Annotated in this window: 21 protein-coding genes and 2 tRNA genes; 12 read left to right on the forward strand and 11 right to left on the reverse strand. The window is 39.2% G+C overall.

Annotation, left to right across the window (positions count from 1 at the left end):
- Positions 1–2: 2 nt before the first annotated feature.
- Positions 3–2,192, reverse strand: coding sequence for an LruC domain-containing protein (locus tag ACSFVZ_RS02535; protein WP_435558014.1), 2,190 nt, complete (start codon positions 2,190–2,192; stop codon positions 3–5).
- 224 nt (positions 2,193–2,416) lie between these two features.
- Between ACSFVZ_RS02535 and ACSFVZ_RS02540 the strand changes: the two genes are divergently transcribed.
- Positions 2,417–4,573: an ATP-binding protein gene (locus tag ACSFVZ_RS02540; protein ID WP_435558015.1), complete on the forward strand. Its 2,157-nt coding sequence runs from the start codon at positions 2,417–2,419 to the stop codon at positions 4,571–4,573.
- Here the strand turns inward: ACSFVZ_RS02540 and ACSFVZ_RS02545 are convergent.
- The 4 genes from ACSFVZ_RS02545 to ACSFVZ_RS02560 all read right to left on the reverse strand — a co-directional run bounded on the left by ACSFVZ_RS02545 (position 4,566) and on the right by ACSFVZ_RS02560 (position 8,340).
- Positions 4,566–5,963, reverse strand: a complete 1,398-nt coding sequence (locus ACSFVZ_RS02545) for a M28 family peptidase (RefSeq protein WP_435558016.1) — start codon at positions 5,961–5,963, stop codon at positions 4,566–4,568. The genes ACSFVZ_RS02540 and ACSFVZ_RS02545 overlap by 8 nt on opposite strands.
- Before the next feature lie 182 nt (positions 5,964–6,145).
- A complete protein-coding gene (locus ACSFVZ_RS02550; RefSeq protein WP_435558017.1) occupies positions 6,146–7,048 on the reverse strand; it encodes a PAS domain S-box protein in 903 nt (300 codons plus the stop codon).
- Between the two features lie 61 nt (positions 7,049–7,109).
- A complete protein-coding gene (locus ACSFVZ_RS02555; RefSeq protein WP_435558018.1) occupies positions 7,110–7,508 on the reverse strand; it encodes a VanZ family protein in 399 nt (132 codons plus the stop codon).
- A 1-nt stretch (position 7,509) separates the two neighbouring features.
- Positions 7,510–8,340 carry an alpha/beta hydrolase gene (locus ACSFVZ_RS02560; protein WP_435558019.1) on the reverse strand — a complete coding sequence of 277 codons (831 nt, stop codon included), beginning with the start codon at positions 8,338–8,340 and terminating at the stop codon, positions 7,510–7,512.
- Between the two features lie 159 nt (positions 8,341–8,499).
- Here ACSFVZ_RS02560 and ACSFVZ_RS02565 point away from each other — a divergent pair, with 159 nt between their 5' ends.
- From ACSFVZ_RS02565 to ACSFVZ_RS02575, 3 genes are all read left to right on the forward strand, one after another.
- A complete protein-coding gene (locus tag ACSFVZ_RS02565; RefSeq protein WP_138556876.1) occupies positions 8,500–10,347 on the forward strand; it encodes an ABC transporter ATP-binding protein in 1,848 nt (615 codons plus the stop codon).
- A 171-nt stretch (positions 10,348–10,518) separates the two neighbouring features.
- Positions 10,519–11,031: a putative outer membrane beta-barrel protein gene (locus tag ACSFVZ_RS02570; RefSeq protein WP_435558020.1), complete on the forward strand. Its 513-nt coding sequence runs from the start codon at positions 10,519–10,521 to the stop codon at positions 11,029–11,031.
- A 22-nt stretch (positions 11,032–11,053) separates the two neighbouring features.
- Complete coding sequence (locus ACSFVZ_RS02575; protein ID WP_435558021.1) at positions 11,054–12,346, forward strand: Ig-like domain-containing protein; 1,293 nt, start codon at positions 11,054–11,056, stop codon at positions 12,344–12,346.
- Positions 12,347–12,408: 62 nt separating this feature from the next.
- Here the strand turns inward: ACSFVZ_RS02575 and ACSFVZ_RS02580 are convergent, their stop codons facing one another.
- On the reverse strand, positions 12,409–12,825 hold the full coding sequence (locus tag ACSFVZ_RS02580; protein WP_435558022.1) for an MAPEG family protein: 417 nt from the start codon (positions 12,823–12,825) through the stop codon (positions 12,409–12,411).
- Between the two features lie 294 nt (positions 12,826–13,119).
- On the opposite strand from ACSFVZ_RS02580, the gene ACSFVZ_RS02585 reads away from it, so the two are divergent.
- Positions 13,120–14,319 carry an Nramp family divalent metal transporter gene (locus tag ACSFVZ_RS02585; RefSeq protein WP_435558023.1) on the forward strand — a complete coding sequence of 400 codons (1,200 nt, stop codon included), beginning with the start codon at positions 13,120–13,122 and terminating at the stop codon, positions 14,317–14,319.
- Positions 14,320–14,376: 57 nt separating this feature from the next.
- Here the strand turns inward: ACSFVZ_RS02585 and ACSFVZ_RS02590 are convergent, their stop codons facing one another.
- The 3 genes from ACSFVZ_RS02590 to ACSFVZ_RS02600 form a co-directional block, all read right to left on the reverse strand.
- Complete coding sequence (locus tag ACSFVZ_RS02590) at positions 14,377–15,615, reverse strand: amidohydrolase family protein (RefSeq protein WP_135924373.1); 1,239 nt, start codon at positions 15,613–15,615, stop codon at positions 14,377–14,379.
- A gap of 11 nt (positions 15,616–15,626) precedes the next feature.
- Complete coding sequence (locus tag ACSFVZ_RS02595; RefSeq protein ID WP_435558024.1) at positions 15,627–17,009, reverse strand: amidohydrolase; 1,383 nt, start codon at positions 17,007–17,009, stop codon at positions 15,627–15,629.
- A 112-nt stretch (positions 17,010–17,121) separates the two neighbouring features.
- Positions 17,122–17,907, reverse strand: a complete 786-nt coding sequence (locus tag ACSFVZ_RS02600) for a hypothetical protein (protein WP_435558025.1) — start codon at positions 17,905–17,907, stop codon at positions 17,122–17,124.
- Positions 17,908–18,261: 354 nt separating this feature from the next.
- Here ACSFVZ_RS02600 and ACSFVZ_RS02605 point away from each other — a divergent pair, with 354 nt between their 5' ends.
- Positions 18,262–18,624 carry a DUF3718 domain-containing protein gene (locus tag ACSFVZ_RS02605; RefSeq protein ID WP_135924370.1) on the forward strand — a complete coding sequence of 121 codons (363 nt, stop codon included), beginning with the start codon at positions 18,262–18,264 and terminating at the stop codon, positions 18,622–18,624.
- Between the two features lie 56 nt (positions 18,625–18,680).
- Here the strand turns inward: ACSFVZ_RS02605 and ACSFVZ_RS02610 are convergent, their stop codons facing one another.
- Positions 18,681–19,376 carry a DUF445 domain-containing protein gene (locus ACSFVZ_RS02610; RefSeq protein ID WP_199526560.1) on the reverse strand — a complete coding sequence of 232 codons (696 nt, stop codon included), beginning with the start codon at positions 19,374–19,376 and terminating at the stop codon, positions 18,681–18,683.
- Positions 19,377–19,488: 112 nt separating this feature from the next.
- Here ACSFVZ_RS02610 and ACSFVZ_RS02615 point away from each other — a divergent pair, with 112 nt between their 5' ends.
- Positions 19,489–20,349 carry a fructosamine kinase family protein gene (locus ACSFVZ_RS02615; protein ID WP_435558026.1) on the forward strand — a complete coding sequence of 287 codons (861 nt, stop codon included), beginning with the start codon at positions 19,489–19,491 and terminating at the stop codon, positions 20,347–20,349.
- A gap of 209 nt (positions 20,350–20,558) precedes the next feature.
- Entirely contained in the window at positions 20,559–20,762 is a 204-nt protein-coding gene (locus tag ACSFVZ_RS02620; RefSeq protein ID WP_135924367.1) for a CPXCG motif-containing cysteine-rich protein, read from the forward strand.
- Here ACSFVZ_RS02620 and ACSFVZ_RS02625 read toward each other — a convergent pair.
- A complete protein-coding gene (locus ACSFVZ_RS02625) occupies positions 20,759–21,400 on the reverse strand; it encodes a riboflavin synthase subunit alpha (protein ID WP_435558027.1) in 642 nt (213 codons plus the stop codon). The genes ACSFVZ_RS02620 and ACSFVZ_RS02625 overlap by 4 nt on opposite strands.
- Before the next feature lie 98 nt (positions 21,401–21,498).
- Between ACSFVZ_RS02625 and ACSFVZ_RS02630 the strand changes: the two genes are divergently transcribed.
- From ACSFVZ_RS02630 to ACSFVZ_RS02645, 4 genes are all read left to right on the forward strand, one after another.
- A complete protein-coding gene (locus tag ACSFVZ_RS02630; RefSeq protein ID WP_138556870.1) occupies positions 21,499–22,857 on the forward strand; it encodes an MATE family efflux transporter in 1,359 nt (452 codons plus the stop codon).
- Positions 22,832–23,851: a DUF3080 family protein gene (locus ACSFVZ_RS02635; protein ID WP_435558028.1), complete on the forward strand. Its 1,020-nt coding sequence runs from the start codon at positions 22,832–22,834 to the stop codon at positions 23,849–23,851. Before ACSFVZ_RS02630 ends, ACSFVZ_RS02635 begins: the two co-directional genes overlap by 26 nt.
- 113 nt (positions 23,852–23,964) lie before the next feature.
- Positions 23,965–24,041 (forward strand) — tRNA-Val (locus ACSFVZ_RS02640).
- A gap of 170 nt (positions 24,042–24,211) precedes the next feature.
- Positions 24,212–24,288: transfer RNA gene (locus tag ACSFVZ_RS02645), tRNA-Val, on the forward strand.
- Positions 24,289–24,398 lie beyond the last annotated feature (110 nt).

Raw genomic sequence — 24,398 nt, forward strand, 5'->3', positions numbered from 1 at the left:
GGCTACTGTGCTCCCGAAATCACTTTAGATGTTGTTGCATTGTTAAACCACATTGGACTTTCTTTGCCATCAGATTCAGCAAATGTTTGGAACTCACTATAGGCTTGGGTTATATCAACACTTTCTTTTGGGTGCGCCCATGACGACCCCACTTCAATGGCCCAAGGTAATCCAGATGGCGTTTGGAAGTAATACCCAAACTGAGTATTAGTTGCATCATCACTGCCTACTAAAGAAAACAAGCTTTGATTAAATTTTTCTGTCGGCGGTTGGTTTTTAATATGCACCTCCCATCCGCGAGGATTCAAGCCATCTAAAAAAGTACCGTGGTAATGACCTTCTGCCGCAAAAATAAATGGATCCAGTGTATATTTAGGTGCATCAACACTCGCTATATAAGTATTTAATGACACACTTAAAGTGAAGCTAACTTTATTATTAATGTTACAACCCGCTTCTGTTCTGAAAAAACTACAGCTAGAATCTTTACTTGCATAAGCCCATGTATCTGGCATCACAATAAAAATTGCGTCTTCTGTTCCTTCTTCAAGGATCGTATGTGTTTGCTGTTCGCCATTAATGATTAAACTGATTGATGCTTGGTCTATTTGACTGCGTAAAATGCGTTTGTTTATACCACTGGGGCTAGATTGATAAAGGCGAACTGCAAACCCGTTATGAAAAGTAGCACCTATTCCTACAAGATCTCCTTCTATTTTATAACCAAGCGCTTGTCCATCTTTATCAATCAACTTTGTACGGTAATTCATAACCAAATCATTAAAGTCATAATCACCAGCGAAGGGCCATTGGTCTTCATAAGCCAGAGTTACCCAGCCATTCTCACTTGGGTAAGCAAGACTACCGTAGGTATTAATAGGATAGTCTTCAACTTCTCCGCCTGTAACCCCGCCTGTTGCAGTTATTGGATTTGCTTCGCTACCGTCTGTAACCCGAAAACGTGCCCATGTTGCCCCCATAACAGCATTACTTGGTACATCAACAAGAACACTGTTATCCCCTTGATTAAGGCGATATTTACTCACTGTGATTTCGTCTGCATCAAACTGGTAATTTTGGTCCCAATCAAACCAAGCATATAAATAGCCATTATCATTTGGTGATGTGACAATAATTTGGCTTGTTGAGCCGGCAACAAAATCAGTTACAAACTTGACCCCATCGTCAGAGCTATCTACTGATGACTGGAGAAGATCACTGGCAGTGTTTAGGTTTTCTCCATCAACACTTGCACCGAGATAAACAAGGTTAGATTGGTCTTCATTAGGATCGAACAAGTGTCTTGCACCGCTATCTTCTAACGTTGTTTGATAAGGTCTAGGCGCATCACCAAAATCAATCGAGTTATCTGTAACTTTTACCTCTGCTATAGCACAACGTGCCCCATCATTTTGGTTAGATGTAGGGCCCAACGTAAACACAGACGCAGTTGGTGTATAACCCGACACAGGGCTGATGTTTAAATTAACCCTATGGACTTTACCGCTTCGATTGTTACTAAAATAAAACTGTCCTTGCAAATCAAAGTAAGCTGCACCATTGGCGCCTGTATCACCTGCAATGTCGAGATTTGTAATAAAAACAGGGCCACCATTTTCAACGTTGATCTCATATAAGTCGCCGTTTGATTCAACAGCGTAAAGAAGAGTACTGTGCGGATGAAATGCAAAGTCATAAATAGAGAGATTCCAGTTAGCAGAGCCTGGAATTAATTCAGCTTGGTATTGTTCATTTTGTGCTGTTAAATTAATGGCGTAAAGGCCAAAGCGTGGATGATATAAGTAATACACAGCCTTCTTTTGCTGCTCATCAACTAAAATATCACCCACATAAAAGTTCGTATCTGGTAAGCCGCTTACATTTAAACGCTCTAGCTTGTATTGGTTATTTATGCGTACCACACTTTTAGGGGCTTGCTTACTAAAACCATACATGTATTGGTCTTGGTAATTAAAACCCACCGCATTAACACTGTCGTTATTAGCTTCGCTTGCAAAATCCATTGCTGCTGCAAGCACTGTCGTTTTCGCAGATACTAAATCAACACCATACATCTGTGCGGGCGAACCCTGAATTAAAAATGCTTTACTTGGACACTGCTCAAATGGTGCTGCACTTACCAAGCCGTTAGCAAGTGCCGCTGTTAAGTAAATGAGTATGTTAATTTTCATAATTACACTCTCCTTTGGGTGTGTAATTACTTAAAGCAGCAACCATTCCAAAAAATAAATTGCCTTTTAACAATGCGTTATAAAAATCTAGCCAATATTATTCGCAAGTTGCGAGAAGAATAATTGCATAATGCAATTCCTTTTAGCTATAAAAGCAAATCATTCCCATTTAAAAGTATGACATGCTAGACTAGTTGGGATTTAAAAAAATAATAAACCCTACTATGAAACTTAAAGCCGCTGTTTTTCTGTATTTTGCCTTATCAATGAACTGTGCTTTTGCATCATCATTGCAAAACCATATTGACGAAGCCAGAGCAATCAGTGATTACCAAAAACGATATGAGTATTTATTAAGTATCGATAAACAACTTTTAGAATCTGCAAGCCTTGCAGAAAGAATCAGTTTTAACGTTAGATTAATTCACGTCCATATACAGCTAGGGCAGTTTCAGCAGGCGCAAACTATCATAGATGAGCTTGAAGCAGGCCCAAAATACAAAAACGACTCCCCTATATACAGCGAGTTGTATCTTGCTAAAGCACGACTGGCCTACAGAAAAAGTGACTTAGAAACCGCAATTTCGTTATCTCAACAAAATGTCGCGCTATTTCAGCGTTTGCAACTTAGCGATTATGAAATTGACGCCGTGGCGAGCCTTGTCAGTGCCTATCATAATGCTGGTGAGTATCAAGCCGCCTTGAACTTGCTTGAGGTTTATATTCACGACAACAATCGCGAATTAACCTTAAAGCAAAAAGAAATGCTCTACCATGGTTACTCACGTAATCTTGAGCAGTTAGACCGGTTAACGCTTGCTCTGGAATATAAACTAAAACGCCGCGAGCTAGTTCAGCAGATGTCACCGTCTATTTCATTACAAGCAGGCATACCCTATTCGATTGCGCAAAGTTATTTAGATTTAGACCAATACGAAAAAGCAAAGAGCGAGTTTATTACAGCGCTTAGTTTTGATAGACAAACGGGGTCACTTTCAGATATCGGACATAGCTTAGTTAAGTTATCACAATGCGAATATGGGCTACACAATTACACTAAAGCACTTGAATACGCACAAGAGGCTCAGCAAGTATTTGCTAGTTATAACAGCACAAGAAATACCGCTTGGGCTAAGCATAATATTGCAATAAATTTGCTTGAAATTGATAAAGCTGATCAAGCATTAGCAATTGAAAAGCAAGTAATCACTGAACTGAAAGAAGACGATCACTTATATACTGATGTGTTACTGACATTAGCAAAACTATACATTGGCTCGACTGAGCTTAAACAAGCTAAACATTATGCACAGCAGGCCTTTCAAATAAGTAATCAAAAAAATAGGCTGCAAAAGCAGATCCTTGCCCTTGAACATCTAATTACAGTTGCACAACAGCAAGCTGATTATCAACAAGCATTGTCGTATCAACGCACTATCACGGAGCTTGAAAAAAACTTTGCCCATAACAACTACAATCAACGTTTAGCAGAGTTACAAAACTCAATTGCTATTCGCGACCGAGATTTGGCCATTCAAAATTTAAAACTGCAAGACCATGAAAAAAGCCAAGCCATAGCCTCACAGCGTCAAACAATCTTATACAGCATTTTATTATTTAGCTTGCTTTTAGCTGTAATGGGCATTGCATTATTAAGAGTAAAACAAAGAAAACAACTGATTGAACAACGCCGGAATTATCTAGATAAACAAATCAGCCAACGTAGTAAGTTATTATCACAAGTTGCCCACGAACTAAGTGGTCCATTAACAGGGTTGCGCTTACACCTTGAAACTCTGCAAGCTGGTCTTACTCAATTTAATGAGCTTACCTACGAAAAGCTCAACCAAAAAATCACCGACATGGCGACCTTAGTTGCTGATTTAAATAAAATCTCTCTTTTAGAGCAAAGTAGTTTTCAGCTCAAGCTAACAGCAATTAATGCTGCTGCATATTTCCAAAGTTTACACGCAGATATGGTGATCCAGCTGGATCAATTTGAAGTGGGATTCACACAAAACATGGCCGATGAATTAACATTAGAGTGTGATGCAACAAGGCTTTCACAGTTATTTGCAAACTTAATCAGTAATTCGCTTAAGTACACGCATCAGCCCGGTAAGATTAATTTAACGATTAGCCAAAGCCAAACTCAGCTCTTAATCTGCTATGAAGACTCAGCCCCTGGCGTGAGCGATGAAAGTTTAACAAAGATTTTTGACCACCTTTATAGAGTGCCAGACTTAAATACAGTTAAGCAATCAGGATCAGGGATTGGGCTTGCGATAGTAAAACAAATTGTCGAAGCCCATAATTGGCGTATTACGGCAGCCCATAGCGAACTAGGTGGTGTCCGCTATGACTTAACGATTGCTATTTAGGTGACTTGTCTGGCCATTCAAATGCTCCAACATCACCAGGAAATACAACCGGTGATTCAATTCCATCTTTGTTCACAGCAGCAACACCAAAATAGTAGTTATCGATAACAATATTTTTCAGTGTTGCTTCGGTGACTTTGCCAACATCACGACTAAATTGCCATTGTGGCTCACTGGTATAACGCCAATAGATTTTATAACTAACCACAGTTGGGTCATCACTTTCATGCCACGCCAAGGTTGTACTTGGCTTTACAGCACCTGAAAGACTGACCCCCGTTGGTGGTGCAGGCGCCCATGCCATTGATGCCATCGTCACTGCATTTAGTGACGTTAATTTCGCTGCATAAGCAAAATCAACATGATCAATGGTGTCACCGTAGGTAATACCATTTTCAGTACGTAAGTCTTGGTGTTGTTGGTTATAATTTTCGTTGGTTTCCATAATACGCACAGCTGCAAAGCCTACATCGTTAAATGGACGATGATGCCCTCCTCGGCCAAAACGATCGAGGCGATATACCAGCATAGGATCTAGGTTTTCAATATAGCGGTCTGCGATTGTATCTATGTAACGCGCAAGGTTACGACTTGCAGAATCAACCTCACCACCGGTAAAACGGCGTTTATGAGCTTGCTCTTTAGTTTCGATAACGCGGGTGCCTTCAGAAAAGATACGTGCAGTTGTGTTATCTGTTACGCCATTGATTCCCGTTGAGTTACCAATCATGTCGTTGTTTAAAACGCCATGGACACGCCAATTATGCTCTTGTGCGTATTTAGCTAAAATTTTACCGCCAAACAAGCCTTGCTCCTCACCAGAAAGGGCCGCATAAACAATTGAGCCATTAAATTTATACTTTGATAAAACTCGCGCTGATTCAAGCACACCTGCTACACCGGATGCATTATCGTTTGCACCGGGTGCGTCCGAGGTATAGTCCATTACATCAGAGACTCTCGAGTCAATATCACCCGACATCATAACCATACGATTTGCATCAACTTGGCCTCGCTGAATAGCCACAATATTGACAACCTCTACCGGGTTTGGAATACGCTTTTCACCGGAAATAGTGTCTTTTACTTCGATGATTTCTAGGCAATTTCCGCACGCTTTAGAAATTGCCTCAAATTCAGACTTGATCCAACGTCGTGCAGCACCAATGCCGCGGGTATCAGATTTCGTCTCAGAGAGAGTATGACGAGTACCAAAATCAACCAGCGTTTGTATATCTTGCTCTATACGCGTTTTTGAAACTGCATTTGCAATATCATGCAAAGCTTGTTGATCTTTGTATTGAGGTGTTGTGGCATGAGCTGCCGAGACCAATAACAGCGATGAGCTAAACAAAGCACCCGTTGTTGTTATTATTTTTCGCTTAAACATAGTTTCACTCCTTCAATGAATCATTCAAGGCTAACTAATATTTCATTTCACGCAATAGTTATGAGTTAGAAAACAAATTATTAGGTTGAATAATCAGGGTATATCTTTTGTCTAGGTGCTGTGAAGTTTAAAATAAGTAAGAATCGTAGGAATTGAAGGTAACTGCTCAGTTGTAAGTGACACTATGATTTTGTACCTGGTAATGTCATCGTATCATTATAAAACACCACCTGATTGCCACCCGCGTACTTTGCGTTATACATGGCTTTGTCAGCGCACTGAATTAAATACTCTGCATCGCCATAATGTTCTGGAAATAACACAGCACCAATACTTGGCGAGTAAATAAGCTCTGCATCATTATAGATAAGTGGTTTACAGATTTCTGCTTTTAACTTATCAACGGCTTCTATCACGTCATTTTTATTCTTAACGCTTTTCAATACCACGACAAATTCATCTCCACCTAAACGGCCTACTGAGTCACCTTTTTTCAATACATGGCGAATACGCATGGCAATTGTTTTTAACAGCTTATCGCCCGCTCCATGACCATGGATATCATTAACTTGCTTAAAGCCATCAATATCAATAAATAACACGCCAATTACTGTTGAAATGGTATTCGCAATTGACAAAGATTCTTCTAGTTGTGTGGTCAGATAATGACGGTTAGGTAAATCGGTTAGTGAGTCATGGCCTGCCATATAAATTAATTTTTGTTCTAATTTTTTTTGCTCAGTAATGTCATAAGCGATTGCCACTCTGACGTGTTTTTCTTTTGACCAATAAACTGACCACAAAACATGGACTATTCTGCCATCTTTTCTTACCCAACGATTTTCAAAACGTGGATCATCATTGCTAGACACTATTTTGTTGATAGCCTGAATTGTTTTTGCTCTGTCTTCTGGATAAACAAAGTCGAGCATCTGTCTATTAATAGCCTCTTCTGGTGCGTATCCGAAAATAGATTCAAAGGCTGGATTTGCAAAAAGCAAAGTACCTTTCGAATCTACAACACAAACAGCATCTAATAAGAGAGTGATAATATCAGATAAATATTCCGATGTTTCTTGATTCATACGCGACTAAATTGTTTGCTTTGCAATAAGTATAGACGAAACCAAGCAAGTGACTGAAAGTTTAGGGCTTAACTGGGTATAACTTTTTACTAAGCCAAAGTGATGTTGCGCTAAATACAGCAATCCCTAAGAAATCTGCAATTAAATCGAAAACATCTAAAGTACGTGTTGCCATAAAATATTGACTAAATTCTTCTAATACAACGAACGTGGAAACAATGAGCACCGCTAAATAAATTTCATGTCCAACAACTTTGATAGTTTTAAATTTAAACGCAAGGTTAATGAATAAAGTCAGCAAACCAAACAGGCAAAAATGGCCCAGTTTATCGCCATAAGGAATTGCAGCAACTAAATCAAAAAGCAGTGATTTTTGCCCCGTATTTGCTAAATAAATTACCCAACCAATAAATCCAAAAAAGAATAGCGCCATTAAAAACAGCAGTCTTTGCAACATCATCTTATTGCCTCATATGAGTTGTTAAAAACAGAAACTGATAAGGGATTACTTTATTCCAGTAATGCCAATCGTGAGAACCCGGACGCTCTATGTAATCGTGACGAATTCGCAGCTTAAGCATAGCTTGGTGCAGCGCTCGGTTTTGCTCTAAAAAGAAGTCATCTACACCTATATCGAGCATGATAGCGAGAGTATCAGCGCCTTTTTTCCATGCTGTGTTACCTGCAGCTATTTTATGTAAGTTATTAATAATGGCAATGTTATCCCACTTTTCTTGATTATCGGCATAGCCACCCAATACTTTTGCAAGGCCAAATTCAGCACTAAACGGTCTTACATCAACACCTGCCGAGATTCCCGATACTGCGGCAAAACGAGTTTGGTTATTAATGGCAAGATGCAAAGCACCAAATCCCCCCATCGATAAACCTGTTATTGCACGGCCACTTTTAGACCGATTGGTCGAATAGGTTGAGTCTATATAATTGACTAAATCTTCAGCGATGTAAGTTTCGTATTGCGAACTCTTGTCGATGTCAGAATCGAGATACCAAGAGCCGAAGTTTCCATCAGGATTAACGATAATGACGTTATATTGATCGGCAAGTTTTTCGATATCTGTTAGTTTTGTCCAATCAGTATGGTTGCCGCTATAGCCATGTAATACATAAATAACATTGTAATTATTAGATTCTTGATAGCCATCCGGTAACGTTACCGTAACGGGTTTCTCAATGGCGGTTTGTTTACCCTTAAATGTATGGGTTTCGGTTTGGTAGGCACAAAGTGGTAAGCTAATAACAAGCGAAAGTGTAAAGAGCAACTTTTTCATAATTAATTCCTTTTTCTTATTATATTTTCACTTCTAACAGAAGATGTAAATAACTGAATAGAGGATAGATTTTGATCTGAGTTTTTGAGCTAAATGAACTGCTAAAAAACCACTCAAATGATATAGTAGTGCTACTTTGATTTTTAAAAAGCGTCGTCTATGTATCGTTTATTTGAACGGATGACTAATCCGTTTCCGAAAGAGCAACCATCTCAACCACCTAATAGCTTATTTGCATTTTGTCGTCATTATACCCGTGGCATGGAACTCTCATTGCTACTGATGTCTTTAAGCGCAGCTGCACTTGCTATTTTAGAAGTCTCGCTTTTTAGTTATATGGGGCAATTAGTTGATTGGCTCGGTCAATACACCCCTGATACCCTTTTTGTTGAGCAGCAGGCTGAGCTTACAAAAATGGCAATTGTGCTGCTGGTAGTATTGCCCATAGTTGTATTTTTTCACTCAGCAGTGTTACATCAAGCGCTACTGGGTAACTACCCTATGTCTATCCGTTGGCTAGCGCACCGTTATTTGCTTCGTCAAAGTGTTAGCTTTTATCAAAATGAATTTGCCGGTCGTATTGCGACAAAAGTCATGCAGACCTCATTAGCCGTTCGTGAATCAGTGATGAAACTGCTCGATGTACTAATGTATATCGTAGTCTACTTTGGTGCCATGGTATTTTTAGTCGCTGAATCTGACTGGCGTTTGATGCTGCCATTGTTAGTTTGGTTAGTCCTATACGCTGCAATTCAGATGTATTTTGTGCCCAAACTCAAAAAAGTAGCCAGCTCGCAGGCAGATGCTCGTTCAGAAATGACCGGACGTGTGGTTGATAGTTATACTAACATTTCAACAATCAAATTATTCTCGTATACGCAGCGTGAAGAGCAATACGCAAAAGACAGCATGGATGTGTTTTTACAGCCGGTATATAAGCAGATGCGTTTAGTTACCAGCTTGAACTTTTCTATCAATACTCTTAATTATTTGCTGGTATTTAGCATTGCCGCTTTGTCATTGTATCTGTGGTCTATTAGTGCCATCAGTGTTGGGGCTATCGCTATTGCAGTGAGTTTATCTCTTAGATTAAACGGTATGGCACAATGGATCATGTGGGAGATCAGTAGCCTGTTTGAAAACATTGGTACTGTTGCTGATGGTATGAAAACCCTATCAACGCCGATTGAAGTAGATGATAAAACAGATGCGAGCACCCTTAACGTTGATAAAGGGTCGATAAGCTTTGAGAATGTACAATTTAACTATGGTAAAGCAGCTAACGAAACCCATCGCGGCCCTGTTATCAATGGCTTAAACCTTGATATAAAACCAGGTGAAAAAATTGGTTTAGTGGGTCGTTCTGGCGCTGGTAAGTCGACCTTAGTGAACTTATTACTGCGCTTTTATGATGTTGACTCGGGCACTATTCGTATTGATGGTCAAAACATCGCAGATGTAAGCCAAGAAAGTTTACGTAAACATATTGCGATGGTGACGCAAGATACCTCGCTGTTACATCGCTCTGTAAAAGACAACATTCTTTATGGCAGGCCAGATGCAACTGAAGAAGAAATGCTCGCTGCTGCAAAGCAAGCTAAGGCACTTGAGTTCATCGAAGACTTAGAAGATAGCAAAGGTAATAAAGGCTTTGCTGCACAAGTCGGTGAGCGAGGTGTAAAGCTTTCAGGTGGTCAGCGACAGCGTATTGCTATTGCCCGAGTCCTTCTAAAAGATGCTCCAATTTTGATATTAGATGAAGCAACTAGTGCCCTTGATTCAGAGGTAGAAGCGGCAATTCAAACCAGCTTAGACGATTTAATGACGGGTAAAACGGTTATAGCAATTGCGCATCGCTTATCAACTATTGCACAAATGGATAGACTCATTGTACTTGATGAAGGTGGCGTGGTTGAACAAGGTTCTCACCAACAATTAATTTCACAAGGTGGCATCTACGCTGCCCTGTGGTCACATCAAACCGGTGGTTTTATTGGTGTTGAGTAACTTAGTTTTTGCTGTATTTAACTAGCGAACTGGTACTTGTATCTGCAAGCTAGTTATTTACAGTTTCAAATATAATTCAACCAGTTGTATGTAAATTAACAAGTACGCTGCTTGATTCCACTAATACTAAACGCTAGTATCGACCCTAATATAAACACAAGAAATTAAATTATGAAAAAGTATATTTTGCTTTTTATATTTGCAGCTAGTTTTCAGACTAAGGCAGATACGTACTATCTAGGTGCTGACTATATGCTCAGTGATATTGAAATTAGTAGTGAAAGTGCTAAACCAACTGCTACCTTCTTAAGAGCAGGCGCCAGCAACAATAATATGGCATTTGAGGCACAGTACTTAATATCAAGTGATGACGACAACATTTACAATTTAGAGTTTGAACTTGAAAAAAGCGCCGCACTCTTTTTTGTTATGCAATCTGATGTAGTTAACGGCTTTGGACTTGATATCTCATTAGGCTATGCAAAAAACGAAATGATCGTTAATTCAGCATCTGAAAAGCTCCCCACAAATTATAATTATGATGGCTTTGCATGGGGAGTAGCAGTTCACCAGCAGATACCTTATATCAAAAATACACAAGTGAGATTAGCCTTCCAATCTTTATTTAAAGGAGACGACGTAGAAATCAGTGGTGTAACACTTGGCCTTACTTACCATTTTTAAATAGCTAATCGAAAGGATTTTCATGAACACGCAGTTGAACGTATCAAAACTTTTCAGTATCTCTTTAATTGTTAGCGCTATTTTGGGTTGCGGATCTGAAACTGACTCAACTCAGTTAGCAAAAGAAGTTGAACTTGAAAAGTTACGCCAAGAAGGCACTATCATTGAGTCACTTAGTATTGAAAACTACCAAGTTCGTTTAAAAGAAGGTGACACCCATCAATTGAAAGTAACGGGTATAGATTCAAATGGTGAATCTAGAGACGTAACCAATGAAATAACCTGGCAAACAAGTGACGAGAGTATTGCTAAAATCAATAGTAATGGCTTGTTAACTGCTCTAAAAAATTCGCCATCGAACCAAGGGTTAATTACTATATCCGCGACGACTATAAATGATATTAGTGATGAAAAACAAATATCTATTGCAGATGTGGCGGCAGAATCAATTAATTTAAAACAAGTCATTCCTGCAACAGGCTCTATCAATACATGCACGCCTGCGAGAGTATCGGCCGATATAACCTACGTTGATGGATATACTGCATTAAATAGCTTGAGAGATATAAATCTAAGTGTCGATGAAAATACAACTGCCAAAATCAATCAGCAAGGCTTTGTATATACATCTGCTGCAGCTGTTGAAAGCACTGTAATTACAGCTGCAATTGGCAATGTTACCGATCAATTATCTGTTGTTGCAGATCCTAGCAATTTAAAAGAAATTAATGTTTCGTTTAATTCTGAACAAGACAGTGAGTTAAACATCAGCGTTGGAGATCGAATCCAACTTGCTGCCAAAGCGGTATATCAAAATGGCAATTCAGAGCAAACCGAAGACATTAGCTCAAGTATCAAGTGGTCTGCAATCAACAGTAACTTTATTGGTTTAACACCAAAAAGTATTGACGATAGTGATTCGACAGCTAGTTTTCTTGCACTTAAGCCTGGTACCACGCAACTGTTAGCCGATTGTGGTACTAAGCAAAAGATTACAACAGTACAAATTGAAGGTGACGCTGAACTTGATTCTTTAGAAATTAATGATGGCTCTAGCGAGTATTCAATTTCTCCTTTAGGAACGATTGAACTCAAATTGTTCGCTAACTACAGCTCAAATCAATCATCTTTAAATGTAACTGAATTTGCTAATTGGAGTATTAATAACAGTAACCTAGTAACGACTAAATTAGTAAATGCGGGCACAGCTCAAGCCGGCTACAGAGTTACAAGTACCTCAAATACATTGGGAACGGTATTGATCACTGTTCAATATGACACAGAAATTAGCAGTGTTTTAATAAATATCGAATAGTGACTTTGTCAATTTAAATAAATCTCAGGTGAGGCATTGAATCACAATACCTCACCACCCTTTTACAATAAACGTAAGCCTATTAATACCAACATCACCATGTTAGCCATTGCTGCAATCAAAAAGAAATAGCTGCGTGGACTTGGGTTCTTTTCTGTTGCTATCGCATAATACAGAATCATATGGATAAGCCTCGCAGCTACATAAATCCAGATACACAAAGCAAATGCCATGCTATTCAAGTTAAGAAAAAAACCTAAAAACACAGAGGCTAAAAATAATGGGCTATTCTCTAGGCTATTCATAAAGGTGCGATGCGCGCGAAACACAAAGCTATCATGACTTAAGGAACTGTCGAGTTTACCTGGCACCGCATTGGGTTGTTTTGCTTTAGTCACAGCCTCAACTATCCACTGAATAGTCAACATAATTAGATAAACATACACAGCCGCGTAAGCTGAAAAAGTAAGTTCAGGCATTTTCATTTCCTTTTGCTAATAACAAATATGCTTATACCTTGCAATAATCCAACCAATACTCCAGTTAATATAACTACCTGATTTATAATGATTAAGTATATTTAAAGCTAAACATGCTGTGCCATTACTACGTAAAGTGTATAAAAATTACAGTGTGGATTAGTTATAAGTTCAACACACTAACGCTAAACGACTCATCTCTTTTACTTTACCCTTGCAAATACTCTCTATACCCTTAAGATCTGCTTTGTTTAAACTGTTAATGCTCTAAAAATAATAATAAAAGGTTTTGTCATGCGTTTAGGTCCCGGACTTCTTGTCACCGCCGCTTTTATTGGCCCAGGTACAATCACCACTGCAAGTGTTGCAGGTGCTAATTTTGGCTTTGCTCTTATTTGGACGCTATTATTCTCTGTTATAGCGACTATTTTGTTGCAATCAATGGCTGCTCGTCTTGGTGTGGCTACTGGGCAAGATTTAGCAACTGCACTTAGAACCACTATTCAAACACCGATCTTTAAAGTCCTTGCTGCGATATTAGTGATCAGTGCGATTGGTATTGGCAGTGCAGCTTACGAGGCGGGAAATTTGACTGGTGCAAGTATGGGGTTACAAGAAATTATCCCATCAATAAACCCATTGATCTGGACACCACTTATTGCGCTATTAAGTGCTGCATTATTATACACAGGTAAACATAAAGTAATTGAAACTGCACTGATTGTTTTAGTTGTTTTAATGAGCTTGGTGTTTATTTCAACGCTGGTGATGGCGGCACCGCCTCTTGGCCAAGTTATGAAGGGTTTTATACCTAGTCTACCTGATGATTCAATTACTACGGTGCTTGCCTTGATAGGCACAACTATTGTGCCCTATAACCTGTTTTTACATTCAGGGGTACTTGCCGAGAAACACGATAGCTCACAAGACATCGATAAAGTTATTAAAGAAACGAACCTTGATACCGGTATTTCGATTACTTTAGGTGGCATAATCACATTAGCCATTTTATCAACGGCCTCAGTGGCATTTTACGGGACTGACGCAGGTAAAATATCAGCTGCTAATATGGCCGTGCAACTTGAGCCTCTGCTTGGGGGGATGGCTCATTATTTCTTTGCTATCGGTTTGTGTGCCGCAGGCCTTACAAGTGCCATCACCGCCCCACTCGCAGGTGCTTATGCGGTATGTGGTATGCTTGGCTGGTCAACACAAATGAGCGATACACGGTTTAAGCTTGTCGCTATTGTTATTTTGCTTTTTGGTGCTTTTGTCGCATCGCTAGGGCTTGATCCTGTTGCGGTGATCATCTTCGCGCAAGCTGCCAATGGTTTATTATTACCTATTGTTACTTGTTACCTAGTTTGGTTAGTGAATCAAAAATCTGTAATGAAAGAGCATACCAACTCGATGTTAGTTAACCTTGTGATTGTGCCTGTATTATTGCTGATATTCGGGCTAAGCCTCTATAAGCTTGTAAACTTGGTAATATAAACACTTTAAATACAAAAAAGGCCGCAATCGCGGCCTTTTCTCTAAGTGCTCGTGCGCTTATTTTGTATAAGCACGTGGCATCGCTGAATCAGTTGTATAACGTTCACGTAGTTTATCTTGACGCGCTTCTGTTGAAACCTCTTCACCGTTGATCCACATTTTACTGACGTGTGAATTAAGCTCAAATGGATCTGCAGACCACATTACAAGGTTGGCACGTTTACCCGTCGCAATTGCGCCTGAGTTTAAACCAAATACATCAGCAATGTTACTTGTAACAGCGCTTAGTGCACCTTGTTGGCTCATACCATAAGATACAGCATTACCCGCATCAAAGCGTAACTGGTATACATTGTGGCTAGAATCACCCGCTACACCAATAATGACTTTTACACCGGCCTTTTCAAGCTTACCTGCGTTAGCAAGGTTTGCATGTAATGAATCAAAGCTACCTGGTAAGTTAGCCATTGAACTGATGATCACAGGTACATTAGCTTTAGCTAGCGTATCAGCCACAACAACCGCATCATCACCACCATGAATCACTAAATTAATGCCATAGCTTTGTTTTAACTTAACAAGTTCATAGATGTCTGATGCGCGCTGCACGCTTGCAATAAGAGGCATTTCACCAGCTAGCACTGCATCTAACACTTTTTGTTCAGTCGAAGGCTCTTTTTTGTCGTCTTTTTTATCATCCTTTTTGGCTGACTTTTGACCTTCTAACTTGTCGATAAGTGTTTTCATCGACATAGCACGGGAACCTTTGCTCTTTTCACCTAAGTGAACAACAAGTGCAACTTGCTTTTTATTTACGCTGTCAAAGCTACCAGATAAATCAACAACAGAGGCAAGACCTGCAAAGATACTTTCACCACCGTTTGGTACGATTAGATCCTGAGTAATACCGCCTTTACGTGCATAAGGAATTAAGCTACTACGCGGGTTAAATGCAAGGCTAGGATCGAAATCAATCCCTGCTTTATCATCCCCACCATCACGCGAGCCAGCAACAGCACCCACTTCCACTAAACCTAATTGATTCATTGTGCCAATAAAACCAGCGGTTACAATTTGACCTTTTGCATCAATGGTTGTATCAGCATCAATAGATGCAGGGTTGATTGCAACAATTTTACCTTCGTCAATAACGACGCTCGCGCCTTCTAGAACGCCTTGTTCTGTTGACGTGTGTAGTGTTGCATTAACAATCGCTACAGATGCAGCACTCGCAGTTGCCGAGACTAGGCTAGCAGCAACGAGAGACAGTTTTAATGATTGAGTTAATTTTGTCATCAATGTTACTCCTATTTTTGACCTAGCATGAAATCGCTTTGTGCTTGATATTTATCATCATTACGATCATAAACTTTGGCACCATCAATAAACACTTGTTCAGCTTTCGCATAAACACTGAATGGGTTTTGATTCCAAATAACCACATCAGCTTGTTTACCCGTTTCTAGTGAACCTGTTTTGTCATCAATGCCTAGTGATTTCGCAGCGTTTGATGTGATCCACTTGATTGCATGTTGTTCAGAAATGTTATAACCAACATCATTGGCACGGTACATAACTTTCCCTGCTTCTTGGTTTAGACGCTGAATTGTTGTGTCGGAATCTGAGTGAACCACTGCACATGAATTTTTAACTGCATCAACAATTGCCACGTTCTCTTGAACCATGTCATAGGCTTCCATTTTAAAGCCCCACCAATCTGGCCAAAGTGCTGCACAGTTGCCATTTTCAGCTAATAGATCAGCAATCTTATAAGCTTCAACACCATGATGGAATGTACCTGAGTGATAGCCAAATTCTTTACCAAGATCGATCATCATAGCCATTTCCTCTGCCTTGTAGCAGTGGTTATGAATGAGTATCTCGCCATCAAGAACACCCGCTAAGGTATCAAGCTTGATATCACGGTGCGGTACTTCGGGGTTTTTACCAGCAGCATAATCGCTCTCGTATTTTTCCCATTGACGCTTATATTCTGCTGCTTCTATCCAAGCTGTACGGTAGCCGGCCATATTACCCATACGCGTTGATGGTAAAACACCTTTACTACCATAAACACGTTTTGGGTTTTCACCACATGCCATTTTTAAACCATATGGTGCATCAGGAAACTTCATCCCTTGCATCGTATGAGAAGGAATATTTTTAAGCGTTACGCCACGACCACCAATCAGGTTTGCAGAACCTGGTAGAATTTGTAAAGACGTAATGCCCCCTTCACGAGCACGATTAAAACCTGGGTCCTGTGGCCAGACAGAGTGTTCAACCCACACTTCAGCTGTAACAGGGCTTGTCATTTCGTTACCATCTTGGTGAGATGCCACCGATGGTGTTGGATATGCACCTAAATGTGAATGCACATCAATAATACCTGGTGTTACCCATTTGCCTTGTGCATCAATCGTTTTATCAGCTTGAACTGATAAATCTTTACCAACTTGCTGTACTTTGCCATCAACAAAGAAAACATCTGCATCATCTAAGCGCTCACCTGTGCCAGTTAGTACTGTTGCATTTGTGATCAATGTGCTTTGTGATGCAAGAGGCTTATAGGTGCTTGGGTATGGGTTTTTATTTATAGTTACTTTTGGATCTTGAGGGCCATTGTCTTGGCATCCCGCTAACGCGACACCAAGCGCCATGACCAATACGGATGGAGCAAATTTTTGCATTATGTTGTTTCTCCTTTTTATTATTGAACCACTTTAACCAAATGTTAATTTCAATGCGAACAAACGAGGCAAGTAGCAGTTTATTGGGACGAATTACCTGTTTTGTTTTGCTCTATTTTTTAATGTAATTGTTATATAGCTGCTCTAAAGCACCTTCGGTAGTTAAACTCGGATCTTTGTTAATAAAATGCTTCACAGTACGAGTTACAAAGTCTGAATTTTGTTTATGCTGCTTCGCAAAACTTTTAATCAGTGAATCAGCATCGTTTGCTGCTGTTACCTTCTCGTGGCGATGGCGATATTGGCTTAAAGCACGATTAAAATCACCGTTATAATCTTCAACCACCAGCTTATAGAATTCTGTTCTGTCTACGTTCAAATCGTTAATGCAGTAATTTAGCGCGTCTTTAAAGTCATAAAAGACTTTGCCTTGCACATCAAATTCGGCACGCTTCTCACGAATAGTTACACTAGCCTCTTCTGTTGCATAACTATAACCTTGAAATGCAAGCCGCTCTGCAGCCTCTGCACCTAACTTCATACCTGCTTTAATGCTATGTACAAATTCATCACTCATATCGTGAAGCTCACTTTCATGCCACATGTGATAAATTCTCAACGCTTTAGCGTATTTTGCTGAAAGTTTCTTTTTAAGCTTTGTCACTCGCCCATCAATGGTCAGTATCCGTTCGTTATGTAGTAACGCAAAACATTCATAACATGCTGGAATAGATATAAATTCTGCGTCTTCACATAAATCTATAATGCTTTGTAGCATATGTAGTGGTGGGCAAAAATCTCGCTCAGTGGCTTCACAACCGCAATAGAAGCATTGATTAAAATGTTTTGATTCAGATGCATAAGCTTGTTGATAATAGCCTGCTAATTTCGTGGCCACTGGTACTCCTTATACTTTAAATAGCGCGACTAAAAATGTAGAGTTAAAACGTAAATGTAACCATTACGTAAAAACCAAACCTTTAATACTAGCCAATAAAGATTTTTTAATAATAAAAATAGAAAAATATTTCTCGAATTGTGTCAAAGTTCACACTTAAAAATATACCTTATCAAGCGGTTATTTTTTGTTGTTCACATCTACATACTTACTTACAACTTGTCGATTTTCATTAACAGCAATTACTCTCGGTTAGCGCATACTTTAACTGTGCCCAGCAAATAGGAAGTGTGCAGTATCCAAAGCGAGGTAGCACATATGACGTGTCACATGGACAAACAACTGGAGAGAAAGATGAATACGTTAACAACAGCACTCGGTACAGCATTAATTTTAGGTTCTTCATTAGTAGCAACAGAAACAAACGCCGCACAATTTGTAGCAGCAGATGACAATGTTGGTACTCAAGCGTGTATGGCAATTGCTTCGAACAAACCATTAAACGTAATAAACACAATGCGTGATTTACGCTTAAGCAAACGGGTTATGACAGAAAAGCTACAGTGTAATGAAATGAGCACTGAAAAGTTTGCTAGCACCTATGGGTTTAATAAATCAGCAAGTTATTTAAATTTTGAAACAACAACAAAAACCAGTATCCAAGATATTGCTAAAGTATCTGACGATACAGTCATTGTTATTGCTGGTTCTAAATAATTATGATGAATTCTAAGTAGTAGGCCGATACCGGCCTGCTACACACCCTACCCCTATTATATTAACGCAGCGATAAGACCAAATAAGCCGCCAAACACCCCGCCCCAGATCACTAACCAACCTAAATGTTCTTTGATCATGGTTTGAATAATATCTTTTACCATAGTTGGCGTTAGTTCATTTAAACGCTCATCAACTAAACGCTCAACTGTACCATGTAATGACCCACCTAGATGAGAGTTGGCAAATAGCTTTTCATCAAGAATCGTTTTAAATTCGTCGCTCTTTGATATATCAATCACCGCCGCTTTCATTTTTTCAATGAAAGGTTCACGCATAGGCTCTAACGCATCTCGGCCACCAAACATAGACAGCATGCCACCAAATTGTGAGTTTTCAATGACCTCAATTAAAGAATCATAAGCCGGACTTAAATTAACTTCACTAATAACTGGCTCAAGATCAATATTAGGTTTCGCTAAAGCCATGACTTGATCAATTTTCTCTTCTGCAAAAAACTCGGTCATAACTAAGTTACGTATAGCAACTTTAAAAGAGGCAAATTTTAGAGTAATGACGCCTGATCCGTAAAGAAAAGGGACTTTTTCAAACAGCATATGAATTGCAAGCCAGTTTGTTACAGCCCCAGATAAGGCAAATAAACCAACCGTTAAGACAACTGTTTGATCAAATAAAAATCCGACTAATACTAAGGCAACTGCCACTAAATTAGTGATGAGACTTTTATTCATCTGAATCCTCGTAAATTAATTACTAAACTTTAATAATATTAACGCCATGGGTTTGTTAATTCACCGTCTTTTTGCCATAGTTTAATTATATGGTTAAAAGGTGAACAGAATTATGTGGAATTCGGTGAATGAGCAGATAAGCCAAGCGATGCATTTTGAGTTTAAGTATACTTTTAAACGCCAGTTACAATCACCCAATAACGATAAATACTTCCATATTGGTGATGATCTACACCACTTCTTTGTTAAGGTAGCTCACTTAAGTGATTTAGAGCGACTCGAATGTGAAGCTTTTAATTTAGAGCTGCTCACACAAGAGAGTTTATTTATGATACCCGATTGCATCACTACAGGTTGTAACATTGAGTATTCATTCATCGTTCTAGAATGGTTAGAACTTGATAAGCAACCACATTCAAATTGGTATCAAATGGGTGAACATTTAGCCATGCTTCATCAAAAACATACTCAAGCCATGTTTGGTTTTGATAATGATAACTTTTTAGGACCAACTGTTCAGCCCAATCGATGGCACAGAAAGTGGGATGTTTTTTTTGCAGAGGAACGAATAGGCTGGCAACTGCAATTGTTACAAGAAAAAGGCATTGAGTTAGTAAACCAAGAAATGTTCATCGCCTTTATTAAAGATGCACTGCATAGCCATGTAGTGGAACCATCTCTACTTCATGGTGATTTTTGGCGAAGAAATATGGGGTTTTATAACACCGTACCCAGTATTTTCGATCCAGCTTGTTATTATGGTGATCGGGAATGCGATATCGCAATGAGCGAATTATTTGCTCCACTGCCTGATGCCTTTTGCGAGGCATACAATGCCTTATACCCATTACAATCTGGATATGAGCAACGAAAACTCATCTATCAACTTTACCCTGTTCTTAACCATGCAAACATTTTTGCAGGACACTATCTTACTGAAGCAAAACAACAAATCGAATTACTCCTTAAATAACATTAAAATCGTTGTAAAACGAATGTCATAAACCGTTAATCATGGCTATAGTTTACTTATAACGCGTTCAGATACAGGTGCTAGCCGCTTGTTTAGCGGTTAGTAAGTTATACCAATCTGATTAAATCTAGATTCATTTTTCATGGGTTAAGGTTTAATTCTGATTGCAATTTAACGAACTCAGGCATGCCTGATTAAGGTAAAAGCTGATGAAAGAACATTTCACACAACGTATTTCATGCCCTCATTGTGGCCACCATATACATGTTGCTCTTGATGCAAGCGACGGTGACCAGGATTACTACGAAGATTGCAGCGCATGCTGTAACCCGATCCACTTAAATATGCATATTGATTACGCACACAACAAACTAGAACTTTTCGTTGACAGCGACGACGAGCAAATTTTTTAATTTGCTCGTTTGCTATGTTCTTGTTGGGATAGGTAATTTTCTACGGTGTTAATAATGGTATAGGTTTGTTGATCAACTTCGATATTAAGCTTATCACCAACACTGTACTTATCTAAATTTGTGATTGCGAGTGTTTCTGGGATTAGGTGCAACCAAAAGCCCTGTTCATCAACTTCGCCAACGGTCAAACTTGCGCCATTCACACTAACAAAACCTTTGTAGAGTACGTATTTTTGCCAATCAGCTGCTAGTGATAAGTGCATTTTACAATTATTTTGATCATGATTAATTGCAATAATTTCTGCCATACAATGAATATGACCAGAAACAATATGCCCTCCTAATTCTGTGCCAAAGGTAACTGAACGCTCAAAATTTACTGTGTCATGCTCAGTTAATGCACCTAAATTAGTTAGTCTTAGTGTTTCATCTATTACATCAAAATTAATAAAACTGGACTCAGCTGATTGTTTTTCAAAACTCACGACTGTCAAACAACAGCCATTAATAGCAATACTCGCCCCCACAGTTAAGTTAGCAGCATAGTCATTAGCTACCTGTAAAGTGAGTCGTAAAATTCCACCTTCGTGAATCGCTTTTTTTACAATAGCTTGGGTTTGTACAATTCCGGTAAACATAGCAACACTTCTTTTCTTCACTAAATAGATAACTGCGATTTTTATTGATCTATGAATAGATTACAATGTTTGCCTGTTTTTTTAGTTGTGTGTTTTTTATGCTTTTTTGTAGTTGGGAAGCCAAGCGCTTAATTTCTTTAGCCATCCCTGTGTTTTTGGCGCAAGTTACACTTATTTTAATGACTGTGGTTGATACAGTAATGGCAGGTCAAGTAAGCGCAACTGACTTAGCTGCTTTATCAATTGCAACTGGTATCTGGAACCCATTAATGCTTGCCCTTCAAGGGATTTTACTTGCGCTTACAGGAATTATTGCGCAATTTTCAGGTTCAAATGATAAACAAGGGATTAGTCATTATTTTCAACAAGGCTTATATTTAGCACTGATACTCAGTTTCATAGGTGTCTTAGTCGCTGGTTTTGCTGATAGCGTATTAAATCAACTGGACACCAGCGCTGCGATTACATCTCTGGCTGAGCAATATATTTACTTTGTTAAATGGGGAATGCTGGGCTTTTTGCTATTTAGCGTGTATCGCAATATTACTGAAGGTATGGGTATGACAAAGCCAGCCTTCTATATCAGCCTAATCGGTTTAGCTGTAAATGTTCCTGCTAACTATGTGTTTATCCACGGTAAATTAGGGTTTGATGCCTATGGTGGTGCCGGATGCGGTATAGCCACAGCACTTGTATTTACTTCTATGGCACTAACTCAAGTCATTTACTGTCATTTCAGTAAAAAAGTGAATGCTAAAGAACTCCTCGCTAATTTTGCATTACCAAAATTCTCAACAATGTGGATCATTACCAAAGTAGGTATTCCTATCTCACTTGCTACCTTTTTTGAAGTAACCTTATTTGCTTGTATACCTTTATTTATAGCTCATTTAGGTGCAGTCGCAGTCGCTGGCCATCAGATTGCAGCCAGTGTTACCACCTTGCTATTTATGATGCCACTAAGTCTCTCAATTGCGATAAGTATACGCATTGGCAATTTATTTGGTCAGCAGCACTTTGAGCAATTAAGAAATGCAGTAAGAACTAGCTATATTCTGGCAGCTGTAATTGCATTTATGCTAGCCAGTATTACTTTCTTTGCTCGTGATATCATCAGCCAATTGTATTCAGATAATCCTGAGGTATTAGCACTTGCCTCTTCAATTATGGTATTGGCTTGCATCTACCAATTGCCAGACGCTTTACAGGTCTCAGCTAATGGTATTTTACGCGGATTAAAGCACACAGCCCCTATTGGCTACATAACATTTGTTTCATATTGGCTGATCGGATTTGCGCTTGGATTCGTACTTGCTCGTACAGATTTAATTGTTCCAGCAATGGGCCCTCATGGCTTTTGGATAGGCATTATTGTGGGGTTAAGTGCCGCAGCAATTATGTTGATGTTCACTGTTCATAGGCGATTTAAACATGCACCATTTTTGCAAAACCAATAGCCTTCTAAACTCTATTATTGCTCTAGTGTGTGTGGCACTTATTGCCTGCACACCCTCTTCTGGTGATGTAAATCACACCTATGCGCAAAGATTAAATAACGTGCTTAAAACCGAAGGTTTTAAGCTATCTAAACCGAGTACGCTAACTGTTAAGCACTTCGCTTATGACGATGAAGACAAAGCAACGATCGGCATGCTTGAACTTGCCCAGTTACGTCAGTGTAAGCTTGCAACTCTGATTGCTGAGCACAATAATCAGCTTGGCAAAACGGCAACACCCGCTAATGTTTTGAGTTATCAAATTAAGTTTATACAAAACGCAAATAGATGCTTAGAGCGCATTGATGAACAAGATGAACTTTTTGAAAAAATAAAACTCACCGCAGCAAAAAAACAAGCAAACTTAGCCAACTACTTTAAAGCTATGCTGTTCAACGAAACCGAGTTTAAACAAAGCTGGCAGCTAAGTTCGACTTATATTGATGAAAATACGTCAGGTTTTAGCGAAACCGTGAGCGCATTGGAGCAGATTGCTAAATTAAACAATCAAATTAATACCAGCAAAATAAACGAAATGGAGCCCGATAAAATCATCAGCCAACTTGAAGTGTTAAACCGTTTTAAATACAACAAGCTGTTAATTTCGGCGGCTCGAGCCCAAACACATTACAATCAACAATTAACAGAGCTGCTTATGCAGTACACAAATGATGAACTCTGTCCTGCCAACAAGAATAAACAAAAAGCACAAACGCTAAGTAATGTGTTTAAAAAGTTTTATTTGGAGCAGTTACAACCTTATCAATCATTCTTGGTGGGAAGATTAGAAACCCTACAACCACTTTATCATCAAATATGGCGTGACACTGAAATGAGCCCATTAGTAGATAGCGAAAGTAATGAGGCAATATTACGGAATCTTAAGCGCTCTGCTAAAAGCCATGTAACTTGGTGGCAAGGTTTTTATCGAGCGTGCGAAATTAGTCCGTTATGAGTAAAAAACCAGCACTTAACATAAAAATAGCTAAAGCTGCTTGATTCACACAAGCAGTCGCTATATATTAGCCTCCGTTGTTTAGCCAAGCTGACAACTTTTTAAATCAAAATACAACCGTAGCTCAGTTGGTTAGAGCACTACCTTGACATGGTAGGGGTCGGTGGTTCGAATCCACTCGGTTGTACCACGATTTAGGTATAACCAAAGGAAAGAGCACTACCACTCTTAATGGCCCGGTCCAAAGGTCGGTGGTTCGAATCCACTCGGTTGTACCATGATTTAGGTATAACCAAAGGAAAGAGCACTACCACTAGGTTGTACCAAAATATTTAATCTACTTCAGAATTAAATGTCTGTACGACCGTAGCTCAGTTGGTTAGAGCACTACCTTGACATGGTAGGGGTCGGTGGTTCGAATCCACTCGGTCGTACCAAATTTAATCCAACCTTTACTAAGATATTACCCGAAAATCTGAATTTTACAGTTGTAGCTAAGTCGGTTAGCGCACTACCACTCTTTATGACCCGCTCCAAAGGTCGGTGG

Source organism: Pseudoalteromonas nanhaiensis (genome assembly GCF_051235485.1).
Classification (GTDB): domain Bacteria; phylum Pseudomonadota; class Gammaproteobacteria; order Enterobacterales; family Alteromonadaceae; genus Pseudoalteromonas; species Pseudoalteromonas lipolytica_C.